Origin of the sequence: Paraburkholderia sp. UYCP14C, from assembly GCF_004197395.1 — a bacterium.
Classification (GTDB): Bacteria; Pseudomonadota; Gammaproteobacteria; order Burkholderiales; family Burkholderiaceae; genus Paraburkholderia.
Genome location: NZ_SELS01000184.1, coordinates 1 through 3,348, shown reverse-complemented (window position 1 = coordinate 3,348; position 3,348 = coordinate 1). Strand labels below are relative to the sequence as shown.

Sequence of the window (3,348 nt, the reverse complement as noted above, 5' to 3'; positions counted from 1 at the left end):
TCACCATTTCTGCTCTTTCACGCAGGCTGCATCAGCTCGTCCATGTAACGCAAAAATCGCGTATTTTGAACCACGCCAAATGGGACCTCGTCGACGCCGAGGTCCTGAAAGCCCTCTCGCCATATCGGATGGTCCACATCAACCGGTTCGGCGACTACCTGCTGGACCTGATGAAGAAAATCCTGCCGCTCGATCCAACGATCGATTTCGCTTTCAGATCAGCCGCTTAAGGCAGTTTTGGCGAAAAATTAACGAATTAACGGTCAACCCTCATATCGAGAACGAGACTGAGGCCTAATATGAAGCCACGAGAACGACTGGTCATCACCTGCCTGACAGCAGCGCTCATCTTCGCGGCGCCGTTCGCCACCGGCAGATCGCTGACGGATTCCCTGCTCGATCAGGCTCGCGGAATCATGTCACCGGCATCGCCGTCGGGCGCGCTCGGTGCGCCGGCCGGGCAAGCCGTTGAAGTGGGGTTTTCTCCAGAAGGCGATGCCGAAGCATTGGTGTTGAAAGTCATTGGCTCAGCGCACACGTCGATCAGGCTGGCCGGCTATTCGTTCACGTCGCCGAAAGTGGTCGGTGCCTTGCTCGAGGCAAAGCGCCGCAGTGTCGACGTGGCGGTTGTGGTAGATGACAAGGGCAACCGCTCGAAGACGTCCCAACAGGCACTGAATCTGCTCGTCAACGCCGGCATCCCGACACGCACCATCGAGCGTTACGCCATCAACCATGACAAATTTGTCGTGGTTGACGGGCGGCACCTCGAAACCGGCTCGTTCAATTACAGCGCCGCCGCGGCCACGCGCAACTCAGAAAATGTGCTCGTGCTCTGGAACAACCCGGCGCTCGCCGGTCGCTATTTGCAGCACTGGCAAAGCCGGTTTGACCAGGGTCGCGACTACCGCTCCAGCTATTAAAACGGGCCAGTTCATCGTCCTTGACTTGTTACATGTAACAATCTATTCTATTTCATGTAACGAACGGAGGATTTATGGCTACAACCCTGATTGAGCGTGTGCGCAACCACCGCAACGCCCTTCGTGCCGCGGGCCTGCGTCCGATCCAGATATGGGTTCCGGACACACGGCGGACTGGCTTCGTCGAGGAGTGCCGGCGGCAATCGCGATTGCTACGTGATGACCCGCAGGAAAAGGACGTGCTGGAATATATGAACGCCGTAGCTGATACGGATGGGTGGGCATGAAGCGCGGTGACCTTGTAACGATTGCGCTTCAGGGCGACTATGGCAAACCCCGCCCCGCCCTTGTAATCCAGTCTGACCTGTTCGATGAGCACCCTTCCGTGACGGTACTCCCCGTCTCGAGCGATCTACGCCCAACGCCGCTTTTCAGAATCGACGTGGCGCCGTCAGCAGCCAACGGACTGTCGAAACCTTCACAGGTAATGGTCGACAAGGCGCAAACGGTCTCGCGCGAAAAGGTAGGCAAACCGTTCGGGCAGCTCGACGAAGACGCGCTGATATCAGTGAATCGTGCGCTGGCCGTTTTCGTCGGGATTGCGTAAGGGGCGCCTGATTCTTCCGTCCGCGAAAAGTCCCCGCCTTCCGGCAGTCACTCAAACTGGTTGGCGTTCCAACGAAATAAAGTCCGACACAAACGTATTCAACTCGATCCGAGCGGCTTTGTCCGGATGGGGGTATTGCAAAGATGGGCGTGGTTCAAAAGCCCGCTTTTTTGCGTTACACGGACGAGCTGAACCGTCCTGCATAAAAAAGCAGAATTGGTAAGGAATGCGATGCAAACTGGAGGCCTGCAACGACCTCCCCGGCATCAGATCTGCCGGGGTTGAAGCGGACCGAGTCCGAGCAGCGTCAGCCAGTGCGAATGTGCTTCCCCGGTCATCGCTTCGCGCGGACTTTTGCCGACCCGCCCGCTGCAACGGCTGCGTGTGAAGCGACGATGATTGACGAAGAATTTCAGCAGCTCCAGCCAGGCGCGACCGCCGTCCAGATGGTGCCGCAGCGTCAGGCAGTTGCGCAGGCGCGAGTTCAGGTTCTCCACCAGGGAACTGCTACGCGGAGTGTCGTGCAGCGCCTGCGAAACCGCAGTCCAGACTTCGTGGAACCGGCGGCCGATGGCCGCATGCAGCCGGTTCCATGCCTGCCAGAATGCGACGGAGGTTTCCGGCTTGCGGTGCAACAGGCACGTTGCCCGTACGAGATGCCCGGCGACGGCAGTATCGCTTGCGATGGCGTCGAGCTTCTGGTCCAGCACGCCGGCGAAGGCGAGCAGATCGTTGCGCTGGTTTTGCAGGGCCACGCGCATCGTGCCGATGCGTGAGGGATCTTCAGGTTCACGCTGACGAAGTTGCTCGACGATAAAGTCGAACAGCTCCTGGCGGGTCGGCAGATCGGGCCCGGCCAGCGACAGGACATCGCGCTCCAGCCACAGGGCAAGTGTGCGAAGGCGCGTCCGCGCGCTGATGTGCCCGCGCCTCGAGCGGGCGAAGTTCGTCAAGCCGGTCAATCAGGAGGCTGTCCTGACAGCGCCGGCGGGGATTGGCCAGTCGCGCTTCGAGGGCTTTGCGTTCAGTGCGTACGCCGCTGGCCAGACGTGTCCAGATGTTGGCCAGGGTTTCGAACTGCTGGCAGATATGGAAAACATCGCCGTGACAGGGGGTATCGGGCCATGCGAGCTTCTGGCCTGCGCGCAGACCCGTGCCGGCGTCGGCAATCGTAAAGTCGGGATGCAGTCCCTGCCTCTGCAGGTCCAGCAGATGGATGGCCGTATGCGATCCATAAACGACGCCCTTCCATGGAAGAGGTGAAAGTCAGAAGCTAGGTGTCCACGTGGACACCTGCACACTGACCCTGATGAACGAAAAGAAAGACCTCAAGAGCCGGCTGGTGATCGGCATGAAACGGGACGGCCGACGCGAGTACGATGAAGACGCACTGGAGGAACTGGTCGAGCTGTGCCGGAAGCCGGGCATTTCGATCGCGCGCATGGCAATCGAACACGATGTGAACCCGAACCAGCTGCGCAAATGGATTACGCGGTATCAGCAGCGGCAGGCTCGGGACACGACGCTCGCCGACGACGGTGCGCCCACCCGGGCGCGTGCGGTCGACGTGCCGCAGTCAGCTTTCGTACCCATCGTGGCCGCGTCTCCGCCGGCGTTGCGCCCCGAAAGCGGTTCACCTGGGGAGCCCTCAACCCGGTCTGCGCTGTCGATGACGCTCGCGCTGCATGTGCGTCTGTCGAATGGCGTCGAACTCGATCTCGGCGGAGCCGTCGCGACCATCGACGAATTGACGACCATGGTTCAGATCCTGGGGAGGCTGCCGTGTTCCGGTTCGACGAAGACCTGAAGGTGTACCTG

General features: G+C 60.1%; 6 protein-coding genes. 5 read left to right on the top strand and 1 reads right to left on the bottom strand.

What is annotated here, in order from left to right; all coding sequences use genetic code 11:
• The 4 genes from EVC45_RS43985 to EVC45_RS43970 all read left to right on the top strand — a co-directional run.
• Positions 1-230 (top strand): Tn3 family transposase (locus EVC45_RS43985; protein ID WP_129964279.1); only part of this gene is annotated, 230 nt, incomplete at its 5' end.
• A 69-nt stretch (positions 231-299) separates the two neighbouring features.
• Positions 300-923: a phospholipase D family protein gene (locus EVC45_RS43980; protein ID WP_129964278.1), complete on the top strand. Its 624-nt coding sequence runs from the start codon at positions 300-302 to the stop codon at positions 921-923.
• Positions 924-997: 74 nt separating this feature from the next.
• A complete protein-coding gene (locus tag EVC45_RS43975) occupies positions 998-1,210 on the top strand; it encodes an antitoxin MazE family protein (protein WP_129964277.1) in 213 nt (70 codons plus the stop codon).
• The gene (locus EVC45_RS43970) at positions 1,207-1,530 is read left to right on the top strand and encodes a type II toxin-antitoxin system PemK/MazF family toxin (protein ID WP_129964276.1); all 324 of its coding nucleotides are present in this window, start codon (positions 1,207-1,209) and stop codon (positions 1,528-1,530) included. Before EVC45_RS43975 ends, EVC45_RS43970 begins: the two co-directional genes overlap by 4 nt.
• 266 nt (positions 1,531-1,796) lie before the next feature.
• Here EVC45_RS43970 and EVC45_RS43965 read toward each other — a convergent pair whose 3' ends face one another.
• Entirely contained in the window at positions 1,797-2,492 is a 696-nt protein-coding gene (locus EVC45_RS43965) for a hypothetical protein (RefSeq protein ID WP_129964275.1), read from the bottom strand.
• 347 nt (positions 2,493-2,839) lie between these two features.
• Between EVC45_RS43965 and EVC45_RS43960 the strand changes: the two genes are divergently transcribed.
• Positions 2,840-3,337, top strand: a complete 498-nt coding sequence (locus EVC45_RS43960; protein ID WP_129964280.1) for a transposase — start codon at positions 2,840-2,842, stop codon at positions 3,335-3,337.
• Positions 3,338-3,348: the final 11 nt, after the last annotated feature.

Bases quoted from the DNA above. Each gene is read 5' to 3' on its own strand.
- EVC45_RS43975 (WP_129964277.1), top strand. From the start codon at position 998: ATGGCTACAACCCTGATTGAGCGTGTGCGCAACCACCGCAACGCCCTT.
- EVC45_RS43980 (WP_129964278.1), top strand. From the start codon at position 300: ATGAAGCCACGAGAACGACTGGTCATCACCTGCCTGACAGCAGCGCTC.
- EVC45_RS43970 (WP_129964276.1), top strand. From the start codon at position 1,207: ATGAAGCGCGGTGACCTTGTAACGATTGCGCTTCAGGGCGACTATGGC.
- EVC45_RS43960 (WP_129964280.1), top strand. From the start codon at position 2,840: ATGAACGAAAAGAAAGACCTCAAGAGCCGGCTGGTGATCGGCATGAAA.